General features: G+C 40.7%; 13 protein-coding genes. All 13 read right to left on the reverse strand.

Annotation, left to right across the window (positions count from 1 at the left end; translation table 11 throughout):
* Positions 1–65: 65 nt before the first annotated feature.
* Positions 66–3,077, reverse strand: coding sequence for a hypothetical protein (locus HDE68_RS22315; RefSeq protein ID WP_183884447.1), 3,012 nt, complete (start codon positions 3,075–3,077; stop codon positions 66–68).
* 42 nt (positions 3,078–3,119) lie between these two features.
* A complete protein-coding gene (locus HDE68_RS22320) occupies positions 3,120–3,641 on the reverse strand; it encodes a DUF4402 domain-containing protein (protein ID WP_183884448.1) in 522 nt (173 codons plus the stop codon).
* The gene (locus HDE68_RS22325; RefSeq protein ID WP_183884449.1) at positions 3,641–5,386 is read right to left on the reverse strand and encodes a T9SS type A sorting domain-containing protein; all 1,746 of its coding nucleotides are present in this window, start codon (positions 5,384–5,386) and stop codon (positions 3,641–3,643) included. Before HDE68_RS22325 ends, HDE68_RS22320 begins: the two co-directional genes overlap by 1 nt.
* 17 nt (positions 5,387–5,403) lie before the next feature.
* Positions 5,404–6,828 carry an autotransporter-associated beta strand repeat-containing protein gene (locus HDE68_RS22330; protein WP_183884450.1) on the reverse strand — a complete coding sequence of 475 codons (1,425 nt, stop codon included), beginning with the start codon at positions 6,826–6,828 and terminating at the stop codon, positions 5,404–5,406.
* Between the two features lie 17 nt (positions 6,829–6,845).
* Positions 6,846–8,078 carry a hypothetical protein gene (locus HDE68_RS22335; protein ID WP_183884451.1) on the reverse strand — a complete coding sequence of 411 codons (1,233 nt, stop codon included), beginning with the start codon at positions 8,076–8,078 and terminating at the stop codon, positions 6,846–6,848.
* Between the two features lie 56 nt (positions 8,079–8,134).
* On the reverse strand, positions 8,135–8,992 hold the full coding sequence (locus HDE68_RS22340; protein WP_183884452.1) for a molecular chaperone: 858 nt from the start codon (positions 8,990–8,992) through the stop codon (positions 8,135–8,137).
* 21 nt (positions 8,993–9,013) lie between these two features.
* Positions 9,014–9,526 carry a DUF4402 domain-containing protein gene (locus HDE68_RS22345; protein WP_183884453.1) on the reverse strand — a complete coding sequence of 171 codons (513 nt, stop codon included), beginning with the start codon at positions 9,524–9,526 and terminating at the stop codon, positions 9,014–9,016.
* Between the two features lie 142 nt (positions 9,527–9,668).
* Positions 9,669–10,172, reverse strand: a complete 504-nt coding sequence (locus HDE68_RS22350; protein WP_183884454.1) for a DUF4402 domain-containing protein — start codon at positions 10,170–10,172, stop codon at positions 9,669–9,671.
* Between the two features lie 533 nt (positions 10,173–10,705).
* Positions 10,706–11,155, reverse strand: a complete 450-nt coding sequence (locus HDE68_RS22355) for a nuclear transport factor 2 family protein (RefSeq protein ID WP_260171839.1) — start codon at positions 11,153–11,155, stop codon at positions 10,706–10,708.
* Positions 11,156–11,317: 162 nt separating this feature from the next.
* Positions 11,318–11,860, reverse strand: coding sequence for a TetR/AcrR family transcriptional regulator (locus HDE68_RS22360; RefSeq protein WP_183884455.1), 543 nt, complete (start codon positions 11,858–11,860; stop codon positions 11,318–11,320).
* 9 nt (positions 11,861–11,869) lie between these two features.
* Positions 11,870–13,147, reverse strand: a complete 1,278-nt coding sequence (locus HDE68_RS22365; protein ID WP_183884456.1) for a sensor histidine kinase — start codon at positions 13,145–13,147, stop codon at positions 11,870–11,872.
* Complete coding sequence (locus HDE68_RS22370) at positions 13,131–14,504, reverse strand: sigma-54-dependent transcriptional regulator (RefSeq protein ID WP_183884457.1); 1,374 nt, start codon at positions 14,502–14,504, stop codon at positions 13,131–13,133. The genes HDE68_RS22365 and HDE68_RS22370 overlap by 17 nt, the downstream gene beginning before the upstream one ends.
* Positions 14,505–14,524: 20 nt before the next feature.
* Positions 14,525–15,709: an ABC transporter permease gene (locus HDE68_RS22375; protein WP_183884458.1), complete on the reverse strand. Its 1,185-nt coding sequence runs from the start codon at positions 15,707–15,709 to the stop codon at positions 14,525–14,527.
* Positions 15,710–15,723: the final 14 nt, after the last annotated feature.

Consider the following 15,723-nt stretch of genomic DNA (forward strand, 5'->3'; position numbering starts at 1 on the left):
AACGAAAGAATAAAAAAAATGGGTAGTATTAAGTTACGAAATTGTTTTTGATATATAAAAGGCTTTTAATCAGTTTTTTGTGGCTCTGCTAATGGTGGTCTTCTTCTGGCAAAAATAAATGCATCAGGAAATCCCCTGTGTTTTATTTTACGGACTATATTTTTTGCAGTTTCTATATCGTCCACTCCGGTTATAATCACGTTATAATTTGAATGGCCTGCGGGTTTGATCACCACAGTGAAATTAAATTCAGATACTAAATAATTCTGGGCAGCCTTCGCTTTATGGTAAGAAAGATGGGCCACCTGTAAAGTAATATCAAATTCTGATTGGGTCACTTTTTTCTCAGGTTTTTCTACTTGTTTACCGGACCTTCCACTCTGGTTCTCATTCTTACCTTTTTGAAATTCCCCCTGAACACCAATTTTATCCAAAACCTTTTCTCTACTCAAAGAGTCCGCTGATTTCTCTTTTGTCCCCGCATCCTTTACCTGGCCATCAGTCAATATAAAATCCAACCCATCAACCACAGCGCCATCCCTGCTCTTTTTAACATTGAAATCTAAAACCTCAGGAATAGATTTCAAATTTAACTTCAATAATTGTGCAGTATCTATCCGGATCGTATAATCACCCGGGATCAAACCCATATAACTAAAATAACCATCACCTTCGGTCACCGTACGGGCAATGGATTTATCCTCATTTTTCCGATAGAAATTAACTATAATACGGCCCTGGCCTTTAACCTCACCATTACTTTTGATACTTACTTTTCCGGAAGCTTCGGCAACTACAGTAACAGGAACCTCTACAATTTTGATCTTGTTCGGATCAATCGCTATGCTGAAATTATGTTTCTTCAATTGCCACGATATATTCTCAAAACTAGTAGGGTCAAGTTCCAGGATATAATTCACGTAAGGTTCCAGATCCATTATCCGGATCGTCGTATCCCGCTTATTCTGCTCAATACGGCCGCCATAACTGCGTAGTCTGAGTCCTTCGGCTGCCGGCTCACCCGGATCTCTCTGTCCATTGTAATTCAGGTCCAGATAAGGAACAACAGTGATCCCGCCTTTTCCTACACTGGTATGATTCGTTAAGCCAAGATATTTAGTAGGCTGGTCATAAATCAGACTGCCGCTTGCATATTGTAGAAACCTATAAGAATTATTGGTCTTACGTACAGATGCCCCGGTTTGTGCCATTGAAAAATCATAGCGGATTCCGAACTCTATGTTTTCAATATTACTGGCGATATTTCTTTCGTAAGAAAGGTTTAAAAAACCATTCTTAAATAACCTGCGTTCCACTTCTTCCTTGTGACCAATAAATCTGCCTGAACCATATTCATATTGAACCTGCTGTGTATAACGCAGATTTTTTAAAATCATGGCCGTTACAGAAAGATTGGTATAGATATAAGGCGAAGCCTGCTCTGTAAAAAGCGCGTAGTTATTGATATTGGCATTCAGGTTCCAGATCACACCTGAAACAAGCCATTCTGTAGTCGTATACCTGGTAGTAGGCAGGGTAATCTGATCGACCGTAATCCGCGTATAGGCAGAGAAATTCTTTCCCCTGAACGGAGCCGACACAATTGCTTTCCTTTCTTCCAGATAAGTATTATTGATAGCTGTTTGTCCTCGCTTGTACCAGGTATCATTGAGCTCTAATTGTATTCCTGATGGTAATCTATAACTCAATATCCCTTTAGTGCGTACCCCGTATGTATATTCTCCTGAAAGCAAAAGATTATTGAATAATCTGGCGGATGAATTGATAAAAGGCATAGTTGGACCAGAAGTAACCGAAGAAAGATATTCCGTTCCACCGCCGATGGTTACCGTTTTGGTCAGCCCGTAATTAGCGCTGAAACGGGAATATTTAGATTGGATACCATCCTCAACAATACCTGCACTGGCTGTATATTCAAATTCGTTTTTAGGTAAGAAGTTAAAAGGAATGCTGATATTCTGTTCGCTGGTCCGTTCTTCGCCCAAAGGACCATAAAACTTTAATTTCACAAGCGAACTTCCATAAACCAGCGGGACTTCAAAAGTATAATAACCAGACGCATCAGCCCGGACATAACTGACTAACGTATTGTTCACATAGAGCTCAACTATCCAGTTTGGCTGTGTGGTATTGCTTAAAGTATAAGTGCCAAACGAACGCCTGTAGGTAGTTGGCGCATTGGTTACCTGTGCACCGACAATCGGCGCAAAAATAGAAGCTGTTGACTGTCCGAAAATTTTACCAGCCATCACCTGTTTGAATAAGTGGCTGTCATTATTTGCCAGTCGCCATAAATAGTACTGATCACGCTCCTGCAGTGGCTGCGTACTATGGTAATTGATAGAGACATTGGTTTCTCCACCTAAAATAACACCGCCCAGTCCAAGAACAACCCTGGTATCCGAAGTGGCCTGTTTTTCCTGTGTATTAATCACAGACCAATCGGCCGTGCCAAAATGAAATAAGGGATATGTTCTTTTAATAGTCGTATCAACTTTGATTTCACCTTTGAGCTGGCTCAGGTTGTTACGCATTTCCGCCTGTCGCATTTCACGCATCACAGGTAATTCGAGCGAGGTGCTGACAATAACCGATAGATTCCTAAAACTAAAAATACAATACAGACCGAAAATCTTACCCATATAATCAGCATTCAGATATAAACTGGTATTTGTTTTAATCAGGTCTTCGGGTTTAACCGGATAAACTTTATCCTTATACCTGATTAGATTATTAGTTTTATCAATCAGGTAAGTATCAGGCTGATTGATGAAAAAACCGCTGATTGAATCCCGGCCTGCTGAAGGAGAATTTACTACTTTAAGAAAATCAAAAAGATCACTCACAGGCAGATAAACAGTTTGATCACGGATCAGAGAGGGGATTTCTATATTGCCGACCTGCGGGATGCTCAGGTATACCGGAACCTCTTCAAAATCGGGCTGTGATTGCGCCATGCTATGCAATGGCAAAAATAACTGTAGCAGGAATGCAGCAACAGTTATTCTTCTCAGGCCGATCAGAAAATAATAAAGTTCAGGTTTTGTATGAAGCACAGGCGAAGAATGAGATTGTTATTTAAGGAATGAGATTATGATTTACTGTTGAATAAAAGTGACTGAAAAAGTACCGCTGTAATTGCCCGGTGGATTGGCAGGCGGGGTACCTACTGTTAGCGTTCCGCCTATAGTCAGCTGTGTACGGCTTGGCGATACAGCAGTTGCAATAAAAGGAGAACCCAGGCTGGACGGACCGATATGCATCGTCATTGAACCTCCATTACTACCGGTTAAAGTCACATCCGGGCCATTGCTAATGGTTACAAGGGTACCTGGTTCTGCATCTACCTGGAAAATTGCAGGTGAATAAGAAAATCCGAGATTGACCTGTATAACACTTCCGGTAACCGATCTGGAACCGTTTGGAAAAATAATGACCGAACCTCCGGAGCCCCCCTGTGTAAATGCCCCAAAACTTAATCCCTGCGCGGGATTGACAAAAATTAATATAGGTCTCGGAGGTTTTTCCTGAGCATAACTATAGAGATTACAAAAAAGCAATAACACCATACCCGTCATCAGGAGCTGTCTTGTAAACGATATTTTGTTAGGCTGATCCATTAGTTTAGGAATATTTTTTTGGAGTGAATACTGCTCGAAGAAACAAAGCTGACTATATATATTCCAGTGTTTACACTGGTATTAATTTCATAAGTCCCATTCCCATTCAGTTTTTGCCGGAACAATACCTGACCTAATAAATTGACGAGTATCAGATCTCCGTTTTGTTCTGTTTCCAGATCTATATAAACTGTGAGTTTGCCATTAGAACCTGATACATTGAAAATATCTTTACTGGAATTTGGATTAATAGCCGTTTTAAGGGGTTTAAACCGCATAGAAAAACGGCCTGCATAGTCTCCAGAAGGCAGCTGTAAACTAAATGTCCTGTTTTCGGTGAGAATCTGGTTGCTGCCTGTTTTTGCATCACTTAAATAGACCTGTAATCCGGCAGGCAGATTCTCTATATTCCGCATATTAAAATCAATTAATCCACTTTTATCAGTGCTTAAGACTAGTGGAATCACAGTATTGGTATCAATTGAGGGTAAAGCATAAATAGCCAGTTTAGTGGCATCGCTGGCAATGCCATATAAATTAGGGACCTGATCATTGGTATTCATCAGTTTAATCGCATCCAGCTTAGAATCAAATCCTGTAGTGGCAATTTCTTCCGTATAAACTACAATAGGATCGGATGAATCCGGACTGCCGGCATAACCAGCACTTAATCTTAATAAGGTTCGTGGTTTCAGCGCAGAAGGATCACTGATCGCAGAAGTCTTATGAAACACGGGTGATAAATTATTTACCCTCACCGGATTGCTGAGTGCGAGCGTTGCTGTAACCGGGAAAGTCCCATTACTGACATGGACAAAGAAACCCTGCATAGAGGCAATAATATTGTTAGCAATACCATCGCTGGATACATTGTTGATATAACTGCTATAAGTACCGGTATATTGACTGGTGGTGCCAGAATCAAAAAAATAGATCGCATTATCAATATTTGTTTTTGTCCAGCCGGTACTTGCATTCCAGTCTATTGGAGAGGGATAGGGATTGCCCACCAGGTTAAAGCCTAAAGTATAGGGCTGATTGGTATTAAACAGCGTAGAAGAAAGTGTCCCGTTGCTGACCACCCCGGTTATAGTCACTAATTTTTGCGCAGTCAATGCCCCAAAATCAGCGGCATATCCTTTCAAAGGATTAAGTAGATTAGTTGTGGTAGAATAATTTGTCCAGCCGGAACTCGCCTTGCTTTCTATATAAGTATAGAAATTTGGAAAAGCTGCATTTAAATCTACGGTACTTGCAAAAGCATTCACTGTGGCAGCGGTAAATGGCGAACTGAAGTATTTATAGCCAAAACCAGCTGCAAGATAACGCTGCATAGTTAAGTTACCTGTCACCACCCCGATCCCGCTACCGTCTATCAGGGCAGTTTGAGTGGCTGTTGACAATAGAGTAAGGTTGCCATTGGCATTTAATGAACCATTGCTTAGCAGTACGCCTCCAATCTGCTGACTACTGTTTACTGTTGTTGTACTTCCGCTATTTATATTCAGCTGGTTAAATGTCGTATTGGTTGTGCCGTTAAGTGTTTGCGTGGTGCCCGCAAAGGTTACTGCACCTCCGTTTTGTGTAAAAGAACCGTTATTTGTGAAATTCTGATAGGTCATTAAGTTGCCATTGTTTGCAATGACATAGGCACCTGATGAAATGATAATCCCTTGTCCGGATATGGAAAAAGGGGTAAGGAGTAAAAATAGGATACTGGCCGTTAAATAGATCTTAGCTCTCATGGTTCTTCTCCTGTTCTTTATCTTTTGACCGTTACACCACTTCCTAAATTTACAGTCACGGTTGTTCCCCCGCTTGCTATCCCGCTGATTACTGCTGTTCCGTTAATTTGCAGGGCAGGCGCAGCAATCATTAAGCCTGACCAGGTTACTGCGTTCCAGGTAAAACCAGTGCTTGCACCGGTCAATATGATATTTATAGTTCTGCCTAAAAGCGTCAGTGAGGCCGGTATAACCATTGTCCCTGAACTTGCAGAAGTTGGTGCAGTGGTCGCATTCACCGCAATATTCCAGGTCGTGCTTGAAGGCAGTGCATTGGGAAAAGCAAGCGTCCCGGCATTAACTGTAGTCAGTCCTGTATAGGTATTGGCAGTTCCGGTCAATGTCAATGTACCAGTTCCTACTTTGGTTAAAGCAATTACAGGGGTACCACTTGTTTGCGGATTGTTCTGAACAGAGCCTGCATAAGTCGTATTGGTATTCAATGCCCCGATCTGAAAAGTTTTGGTACCCGATCCGCTAAAACCACCTATGGAGGTAGCAGAATTGGAGCCCGATAATGCACCTAACTGGACTATAGGGGTTGCGGCAGCCGTAGTTTCGATAAACCCGAATAACCCGCTCAGATCCCAGCTCGCGGCGGCACTTCCGGTATTTGCAGCATTACCCGCACCCTGATTATCTGACCACATTATGCCTCTGGAGACCGAGGGTTCTGAAAAATTACCGGTAAAACCACTGTTGTTTCCAAAAAGCCTTAAAGTCTGGGTACCTGCACCACTGATGTTAAGCGTGCCCCCGCCAGAGATATTGCCCGATATATTAATACCAAGCGTAGCGATATTAGCGGAAAGGGTTGCCCCCGGAGAAATGACAACCGGGGTACTTAGTGTTGGTGTATAGGGGGTACTGGTTCCATTCGCTAATAACAAAGTACCAGAACTTACAGTTGTAGTGCCGGTATAAGTATTGGTGCCACCTAAAGTTACTGTACCTGTGCCTGTTAGTGTTAAGCCGTTTGTCCCTGCCAGAACACTATTAATAGTGGCACTTGTGTTGGCGATGATATTGCCCGAATTGTTAGTAATAGTCCCTCCTGAAAGGGTGAAATTTCCACTGGCAACCGGATTAAACAATAAAGATTGGGCAATCTGAGTACCAGAAACCGTAACTGTACCGGCTGCGGCAACACCGGGGCTTCCGCCAAAAATAGCTGTAGCAGATGGTCGCCATAATAAATTGCTGATCCCGTTATTGAAAGTCCAGTTCCGGGTACTGTTATCCCAGTTCCCGCTGCCATTATCTATTTGATTATTGCTCAGCGTATTGTCCCATATCAATGCGGCCGGAGACCCATTCAGTGCCCAGAACTGCTTCTGCTCACTTTGAGCCAAAACCGGCATCCAGTAAGAAAGGGCGAGTATGAGGTAAACAGTCTTCAGCATAATTCATTCTTTGAGCGTCAGTTATAATTATATCCTATGGTCCAGAAATAATTTGTCCCATCATAAAAATAGGAGAGCACATCTACGGCATTTGCTGTGGTGGTCAGTGTAACCACACCTGCGCCAGCATTGATCACTTTAGATCCGGCAGGTAAAGTCAGTGTCCTTGAGCCTGTGGCATCCTGTTTGACTTTGATCAGGCCATACATGCCGGCTGTTGCATTGATGATAGTTAAGGTACTGTTGCCTGTTAAGGTTACAGCTGCGGTAGCCCCTTTGGTCTGGTCCCAGGTAATTGTTCCTGAAGACAGGGTCTGTAAAGTAGAAGAATAATTAGGGGCAACAACAGTACTGTCAAAGCTTGCCCTGCCTTTGACATCGAATTTATACAAAGGCGTTTTGCCTATACCCACGTTCCCGGTTCCATTGATACGCATGCGTTCATTGGTAGCGGCTGTGCCTCCGGTAAAGAGCAACAGGTTTTTTGCGGCGGTTCCGTTTCCGATGGCAAAGTCATTACCAGTACTGTATATATAAGCGTTACTTGCACCAGCAATAATACCTGTAGCGGTGTTCCCGCTTGAATTGATCCCTACGTTCACAAAATTAGTGGTTTGGGTGGCGGCATCGTTACTGGCTACTAAATCGGAACTTGCATTTGCTGTGGGGGACATATTTTGAATATTCAGCTGCAAATAATTATCTATATAACCCTTACCCGCTATGATATTGTATGAAGTGGTCGGATTAGCTGCCGTAGCCCCCCCGTCAACAAGCAGTCTTTCTCTTGCAGGGCTGGCTGTAAATATTGGGGATAAACCTATGCCAACACTTCCTATACTATCGACTAAAACACGCTGAATATTATTGGTACGGAGTTTTAGATTGACGTTATCTGTTGTCCCCAGAAAATTAGTGATTGCACTGGTACCGCTGTTACCTGTGGTTGACCATCCTGTTCCGCTGCCGGATGCAAATAATGTCCAGGCTGCGGCAGTGCCGTTATAAAAGTAAAATCCTTTGGTTCCGTCAGTCTGATAAACAAGCAGCCCGTCTGCCGGAGTTGTAATGGCTGTGCGTTGAGCCTGAGTCATTCTGGGAGCTAAAAAACCTTTTAGTACAGATTTTACATCCAGAACAGAAGAGGCATTTCCTGTAGTATACGTGGCATCATCAGTGACAACTACAGTTTGTGAAAAAACCTTGCCGGAAAGAAAAATTAATACAATTAAAAAAAACAGTTTTCTCATACGTATCGTATTTTATATCCAACTTTCGGGAGTAAATTAGCTACTCACTCTTATGATTATTTAAGCACCAGATCAGCTTCTGCGAATTTTTCCGGTTTGGCATCTGCCTGTGCAGCATAAACAATATGCAGTTTGCCAGTACGGTAATTTATAGCCGGAACAGCATCGAGGTTAAGCTGGAACCTGCGCAAGGCATTAGGGGTATAAACAGAAACACCATTGACCACACCAACAGGGGTAGTCTTGCCATTTGGGTCAATATACGTTACTTTAATATCACCATAAACTGACATATTTCCAGTTCGGTTCAGCGTCATTTTTAGCAGGGGTTTATTACCGTCTTCAGTTTGAAGGGACAGGTCAGATAAACTGGTTGCAGTAGTAGATTCTCCATTTCTAATGATAATCGGAATAGCTATCCCAAAAACCGCAGTTAATTTTACGGTGATTGAAGTATTATTTTTCACCGTATCTTTCTCACCAAGCGGTTTTTCATTAGGCACTGCCCTAAAATATAAATGAGATCTGTATTCTCCCGGAGTTAGCTGACTGGTATTGGTTAATTGTAGTTTAATAACCTGCGCTTCGTTAGGGGCAAGGACTACATTACGCGGAAAGAAGCGGAAGTTTTTATCTGCAAAATTCTGACCAGGATCAGGTTCAGTAATGGCCTCAAAATTACCATCTTCCTTCATTCTGTACTCTACTACAGATACCACATATCTGGCTGTATCTTTCCCTGTATTGGCCAGATTCAGTTCCTGAGTCCTTTTGGGGCCTTCAAAAACTACCCTTCTTGGCATAATCAGTAAATTCCCCTGTGCATTTGCAAGAATCGGAGACCAGCAGGCATAAGTTAATAGCAACGAAAAAACAACAATGAAATTCTGAACTGGTAATTGTTTTTTGCTCATTCTGTATATCAAATTGCTGGATTAATTATAGTTAACAGTTACACTGAAAGGAGTAGCAGAAGTATAGGTACCTGCTACCTGGCTGCCACCGACATTTAAAGTTGCACCTACATTAAGAGTTTGTGTGCCTGCCGTTAAAGTACCCGTTGCAGACGGTGTACTGGTAAAAGTTGTTACGGTCATGTTATTAGCTCCGCTTGATATAGTCAGTGCAGTTGAAGGCAATGTAATTGCATAGGTATAGGCGCCCTGACCGTTTACAGTAAATGAAGCAGCGGTCACTGTTCCTGCTGTGGCTGGAAGCGTCACACCACCTGTCGAAGTTCTGGTACCAGCCGGCGTTAATACAACTGTTCCCGCAGTGGCATTTACTGCAACGTTACCAAAATTCATATCTACAGTTTTTGTAATACTGATAGGGGTTACAATAGTGGCAGATGCATTGGCCGTAGCTGTTGCCTGCGCAAAAGAGGAGGAGATGGCTAAGGATACCAGGACAAAAGTAATTCCGATTGAAGATAGGAAGTTTTTCATAACGGTTTAGTTTAGGTTGTCTTAAGAATATGTTTTTCTTCTGTATATGGTAAATGAATATACCGAATTATATCAGTATAGGGTTTTTTTTCGTCCCGTTCATTTTGTTCATTATTCAGTGCATGAATAATGAATATTATATTTAGTTATAATTAATGATCACATCGAAGGGAGTGGCCGAAGTATAATGGCCTGTAGGCTGGTCTGGTGCCACATTTAAGGTAGCGCCAACATTAAGTGTGAGCGGATCAGACAGACTGCCGGTTTCGGCAGGGAGGCTCTTGAAGTTGTCGACAATAATATGGGTATTGCCAGCTGCAGTGGCCATTGTGTAAGAAGGAAGGGTAACTGAATAGGTATAGGAGCCTTGTCCGTCTATTGTAAAAGTTGCAGTTTCTGCTTTCCCAGGGACAAGTTGTACACCACCTGTGGCTATTCTTGTTTCGGCAGGTGTTAAAACTACTGTACCCGCTATAGTTGTTCCTTTGATCTCTCCAAAGGTCATGTCAACTATCCTTGAAATACTAACTTGTGTGACAATATTTGCCGATACATTAGCATCAGCTACCACTTGTGCAGAAGATATAGATGTGGTTAATAAAATGATCAGATATGTGATCCCCGATATAGTTAATATTGGTTTCATCTATTCATTTATTTATGTTTTGTCAATTGGAGCCTTTGAGATCAGAATATGATTAGCTTTTGTGCTTAATAATTATTTTAATCCTATCAGGTTCATGTTTATCTGAATCTTATGTTTTATATGATTACGCTATTTTTGATTGTAAACAGTAATGAATATAATAATTTATATTGATATGTACAGGTTTTATTAAATAATAACGGCATCTGCACTCAGATATGATAATACCTCAGTACCGGATCTTATTCCCGGATAAAACGGATTTTTTTTTACCGGGTTACCATTATCTTTTAATGAACTATAAAATATGCGGATGACCTGATGAAAGCTAGTAGAATAGGGGTTGAAACCCCCATTGGAAAGGCCTTGAAAGGACGTTGGAAGGACTTTGGAAGGACCTTGCAAGGCCTCCAGTCCTTTCAACCCCGTTCTAATTGCGCTCCAATAGCCTTTTAAGGCCTTTTTAAAGGATAGCTTGAATAGGGCTCATCTGTACCTCTTCACTTGCTGATCAGGGTATAATCCGGTAGATTTTACAGGAATTTTCTGTCCTTACTATCAATTGATATATTGTTGATAGAAGCGAATCGTTTTTGCATCAGGCCATCTGCATTAAACTCCCAGTTTTCATTGCCGTAAGCACGGAACCATTGTCCGGATTCATCGTGAAATTCATACTCGAACCTGACTGCAATTCTGTTGTCAGTAAATGCCCACAACTCTTTCTTTAATTTATAACCTTGTTCTTTTTTCCACTTTTCAGTGAGAAATAAAACTACCTCTTCGCGGCCGTTTATAAATTGGTCACGATTACGCCATTCTGTATCCAGCGTATAAACCTGCGATACTCTTTGAGGGTCCTGGCTGTTCCAGGCATCTTCACCCTGTTGTACTTTTTGTAATGCGGTTTCCAGGTTAAATGGGGGTAATGGGAATTTCTTTTCCATATAAAAAGTTCTGTCTATTTTAAAAGGGTTATTCATCTTTGATCAGGTATATTGATGAATAATATTCCACGTTAGACCACACAAATTTACGTACCGGAAGAGATAAAACAGACTGATCGGTCTGTTTTATTTTAATTTTTATGTAAACATTTGTTAATTAAATGTTTGTGTTGTGTTTTGTTGTTTTTGGAGTAGCTGTTAAAGAAGGGTTTTTAACATTTTTTTAGCTTGCAGTACAGGCCATTGATTCCTGTAAAGATGGCTTTCCAGCATAGCGGATTCAAATAGCAGATAGATATGATCTTTTAGAAGCTGAGTATGATGGGGCAGAATGCTGGCAAGGGTATCACGCAGATTCTGCTTGTGGTGTTGTATGATCGTATAAAGCGTTGTGTCGGCAGGGCTGATTTCAGAAAGTATATTCATAAAAGCGCAGCCTCTGAAATCTTCTTTGTCGTTCATACTGATCAGAAAATCAAATGCTGTCATTAATTGCTGTTCAGGATCAGTTACAGCGCCAATAAATTCCCTGAAACATTTAAACCAGTACACATGGCGAAAGTTCAGAAAAGCTATGCACAGCTCTTCTTTGGATTGATAGTGTGTATATAAGCTTGCACGTGCAACCCCGGCTTCCTGAATGATCTGATTGATACCTGTAGCATGATATCCCTGAGTATAGAAAAGCCTGGTTGCTGTTTCCAGTATTCTTGTTTTAGGATCAACTGCTTTTTGTTTCATCCGGCAAAGTTAAAACTTATTATTCCTGAAAAGAATCATGAAGTCAGTTTGACCGGGCTGTACAGTTTTTAAAGAAAATTCAAAGCCATGATTTAATAATATTTCTCTGACCATAGTCAGACCAATGCCTTGTCCATCTTTCTTGGTACTGAAAAAAGGACTGAAAAGCTGTTCATTCATCCCGGCAGAAATTCCTGCTCCATTGTCAGATATGATCATTTTCTGTTCAGTTTTATCCAATGTAAATTTGATAAGACCGTTTTTATCGATGGCCTCCATTGCATTCTTAATCAGGTTAATCAGTACTTGTTCTATTTGCTGCACATCGGCTGAAATATAAAAAGGATCTTTAGGGAAATTATAGGCAAATGTCACCTCTTTTTCGGCTGCTTTAACCTGCATAAATGAAGCCACGGCATGAACTAAAGGGACCAGGTCAATCTGCTTTTTATTCACGGCTGAGAGTTTAACCAGATCTGCAAAATTCCGCATGAAAATATTCAGGTTCTGATTCCGCTCTATGGCTACCTGCAAGGCGTTTTTTAAAGGAGCTTTATTTTCCAGTTGCCATAAATCTTTGGTCTCCAGTGCCATATTCATAATTGAATTGACAGGTCCAATCGTATTGTTCACTTCATGGGCCATCATCCGGATCACTTTATCATATACATTCTTTTCTGCATCAAAAATTTCGGCGGTAACTTCTTCTATTAAGAGGAAAAACCGGGCAAAACCTCTATCTATAAAATGGGACTTCTGGACCTTATAGGTGTTTAAACCCCCGATTCTGATTATTTTTGACTCACCAGCCTGTAACAGCTGCAGCTCATTGATAAATAAACCTGGATTTGCTGATAACACGGCACCGGCTTTTGGATTAATCTGTTTAATCTGATGCTCATAATCCAGTATAATGATGCCGGTAGGAGAGGTCTGGATTAGTTTTTCCAGGAAAAAATGCTGTTCTTCCTGTCTGACCCTTTCGCTTCTTAACTCATCCATCATTTGATTATAGACGGCTATCAGCTCATCTGTTTCCTTTTTGCCGGTAGATAAGAATTTAACATTAAAATCCTTGTCCCTGATTGCGTTGATTCCTTCTTTTAAATAAGTAAGGGGCTGTACAAGCTGCCGGTATAAATTCAGAGAAATAAAAATGGATATCATAATCAATACCTCAGCAAGCATAAAGACGATTTTATTTTTTTCGAAAATAAAATAAGTCAGCACCAGGCAGATCAGATGTAAGATGACAACAAATAGGATAAACTTAATCTTCAGTCTCATTAAATGGAATTTGATATTTATCCAGTCTGCGGTATAGTGAATTTCGTGTAATCCCTAAAGATGCAGCTGCACTGGTGATTTTATTTTTATGAAAACTCATTGCTCTTTTGACCATTTCAACTTCCATTTGTTCGAGCGTTACAGTTCCTACATCAGGCAGTTGAAAATTCTCTTTTCTGGCAGAAGACAGATCTAACTGTGACCTGAAATCTTCAATGCCAAGTTCATTTTTAGTACTCACCAGGATAGAGCGTTCAACCAGGTTTTTCAGTTGTCTGATATTACCCGGAAGTGGTAATTGCTGTAGCCACTTCATTGCAGCAGGAGCCACTGATAGTAAAGGACGGTTATAAATCTCTTTCAGATTATTAATAAAGAAGTTCACCAATAAGGGAATATCGCCGGGACGCTCTCTTAATGCTGGCAAATGTACAGTGATCAGGTTAATCCGGTAGAGTAAATCTTCTCTGAAGTGTCCTGAATTTACCATTTCATTCAAATTCTTATTTGTTGCACAAACTACTCTGATATCAATAGTCTTAGTACGGCTGCTTCCTAAAACTTCGTAGGTTCTGTCTTGCAGCACACGCAATAGTTTGACCTGACTGCCAGCCTCCAGATCTCCGATTTCATCCAGAAAAACAGTTCCTTTACTGGCCATTTCAAAACGGCCGGTACGATCATATCTTGCATCTGTAAAAGCACCGCGGATATGACCAAACATTTCACTTTCAAATAAGGAAGAAGAAATACCACCCAGATTGACCTTGACAAAGGGCTTACTGTTTCGTAAACTGTTTTCATGGATAGCTTCGGCAATTAATTCTTTACCGGTACCACTTTCGCCCATAATCAGGATAGAAGCGTCCGTAGCAGCAACCCTTCCGATGGTTTCAAGGATTGACAGCATATTTGCATCCTCACCAATAATTTGTTTGAAATTATATTGTTTGTTCAGTTGTTTGCGGCTGCGGTGTCCGGGCTTTTTAATCGTTAGTTCCAGTAGTGTTTGAACAGACTGTAAAACATGTTCATTGTTCCACGGTTTATTGATAAAATCATTTGCGCCAAGTTTCATGCCCTGAACAGCCAGTTCGATACTCGCCCAGCCTGTAATCAGAATTACCGGAACAGTTGGGTTTACCTCTCTGATATAGCTGAGCAGGCTCATTCCTTCTTTACCGGAAGTATCAATAGAGAAATTCAGGTCCAGGATAATCAGGTCCGGATGATGAGCATGGAGCATTCTTTTAGCCTCAGCAGAACTATCTGCTGTGCTAACTTCGTGGTTAATACGATGTAATAGCAGCGATAAGGATGTCCTTACCGCTATGTCATCATCAATAATCAGGATCATATAATGAATTAGTAATTTAATTATTCTTCATGCAGCGCAATAGCCGGATGAATTGCAGCGGCTTGTTTACCTGGATACAGTGAACACAAAAATACAAGCATATAAATGAAAATCATAGCTAATAAAATTGCGGTCAGATACACGCTTGCAGGTATATCGAAGACATTTAATAAAGGAAATTGTATGGCAAAAAAGCAGCCTGCGGTTAAAGACATGGTAGCGAGTATCAATGATTCATAAACCAGTTGATAAGAGACTGATTTTCCACCTGCGCCAATGGCCCTGCGCAAACCAATTTCGCTTCTTCTTTTATTGATATTATACCACAATACTCCAAATAAACCCAAAGCAACGTTGATCATCAGAAAACCTGCGATAATCATAAAAATAATCATTGGAATTATAGTTGCTTCATTTTTTGATTTGCGCATATCAGTCAGATGCGTAATTTCTATATTGGAATTTTTGAGTGTGCCGGATAATAGTTTATATAAACGGCTTTCAAATGCGGCATCAGCGCCGGGACTTACTTTAATCAGTGCGTTACGCATCCAGCGGTATGCTGAGGTATCTACTTTGGCATATATTGCGGGTCCGGCAGGATAGAAATCCCCATTGGCTTTCATATCTGCGGTTACACCAATTACTTTCCATTTGATCTTATCTTCCAGGCTGCCGATCAATTTTCCGGTAGCAGGTCCTTTTCCGAACATTTCTTCTTTTAGACTTTCATTAATGACCATTGGAATGTATGTACTGGTTATGTCCTGTTCATTGTACCATCTCCCTTCCACTAATTTCATTTTCCATAAATCCTTGTATTCATTTTCTACCCGGTAATTATTGATGCGGTTATATTTCTTTCCATTATTTGTCAGGCCTGTTGTGGAGTTATTATTGGAGTAGGGGATATTAGCACCAGAAAAACTAACCTTTTCAATCTGTGGTAAAGATTTTAATGTTTTGCGGAGATTGTCATAATACATGGACAGGGAATCCATGTTTTTGATTTTTACGGAATTGGTGAAATGAATTGACCATACCTTTTCGTATTCAAAACCCAAAGGTTTTTTATAATTCTGAAAATAATAGACCAGAAAGGAAAAGACCGCAAAGATGACAAGGAAGGATACTAAAAGTTCGGAAAGAAATAGAAAATTCTGTTTCCTTTTATTCCAGATCAATATAAATAAATGCTTTAGCATAATGATTTCTTTTA

Origin of the sequence: Pedobacter cryoconitis, assembly GCF_014200605.1 — a bacterium.
GTDB classification, from domain to species: Bacteria; Bacteroidota; Bacteroidia; order Sphingobacteriales; family Sphingobacteriaceae; genus Pedobacter; species Pedobacter cryoconitis_B.

Bases quoted from the DNA above. Each gene is read 5' to 3' on its own strand.
- HDE68_RS22335 (WP_183884451.1), bottom strand. From the start codon at position 8,078: ATGAGAAAACTGTTTTTTTTAATTGTATTAATTTTTCTTTCCGGCAAG.
- HDE68_RS22365 (WP_183884456.1), bottom strand. From the start codon at position 13,147: ATGAGACTGAAGATTAAGTTTATCCTATTTGTTGTCATCTTACATCTG.
- HDE68_RS22325 (WP_183884449.1), bottom strand. From the start codon at position 5,386: ATGAGAGCTAAGATCTATTTAACGGCCAGTATCCTATTTTTACTCCTT.
- HDE68_RS22345 (WP_183884453.1), bottom strand. From the start codon at position 9,526: ATGAAAAACTTCCTATCTTCAATCGGAATTACTTTTGTCCTGGTATCC.
- HDE68_RS22340 (WP_183884452.1), bottom strand. From the start codon at position 8,992: ATGAGCAAAAAACAATTACCAGTTCAGAATTTCATTGTTGTTTTTTCG.
- HDE68_RS22320 (WP_183884448.1), bottom strand. From the start codon at position 3,641: ATGGATCAGCCTAACAAAATATCGTTTACAAGACAGCTCCTGATGACG.
- HDE68_RS22375 (WP_183884458.1), bottom strand. From the start codon at position 15,709: ATGCTAAAGCATTTATTTATATTGATCTGGAATAAAAGGAAACAGAAT.
- HDE68_RS22370 (WP_183884457.1), bottom strand. From the start codon at position 14,504: ATGATCCTGATTATTGATGATGACATAGCGGTAAGGACATCCTTATCG.
- HDE68_RS22330 (WP_183884450.1), bottom strand. From the start codon at position 6,828: ATGCTGAAGACTGTTTACCTCATACTCGCCCTTTCTTACTGGATGCCG.
- HDE68_RS22360 (WP_183884455.1), bottom strand. From the start codon at position 11,860: ATGAAACAAAAAGCAGTTGATCCTAAAACAAGAATACTGGAAACAGCA.
- HDE68_RS22355 (WP_260171839.1), bottom strand. From the start codon at position 11,155: ATGAATAACCCTTTTAAAATAGACAGAACTTTTTATATGGAAAAGAAA.
- HDE68_RS22350 (WP_183884454.1), bottom strand. From the start codon at position 10,172: ATGAAACCAATATTAACTATATCGGGGATCACATATCTGATCATTTTA.